Source organism: Anabaena sp. CCY 9910 (genome assembly GCF_963920875.1).
Classification (GTDB): Bacteria; Cyanobacteriota; Cyanobacteriia; order Cyanobacteriales; family Nostocaceae; genus Trichormus; species Trichormus variabilis.
Genome location: NZ_CAWUDJ010000177.1, coordinates 1 through 209 on the forward strand (window position 1 = coordinate 1; position 209 = coordinate 209).

The window sequence follows — 209 nt, forward strand, 5'->3', positions numbered from 1 at the left end:
CCCGCCTATCCTGCGGCGCCGGGCGGGGATGCCGCCGAGCTTCTGGCCGTCGCCCCGGACGCCGCCGCCAACCGCCCCTTCTCCGCTTTCGTCAGCGGCTTCGACCCCGCCCTGCTGGACAAGGTCGGCAAAGGCGGGATTCTGGACCCGCCGCCCCCGCGCCGATGGACCGCCGCACGCCCGGACGGCTCGGTCGCCTCGCTGATCAT

The 209-nt window shown here is 75.1% G+C and carries 1 protein-coding gene; it reads left to right on the forward strand.

Annotated features, from left to right (window positions below):
- Positions 1-209: hypothetical protein (locus tag ACM5QX_RS29730; RefSeq protein ID WP_414756789.1), on the forward strand; the 209-nt coding region annotated here is incomplete at both ends.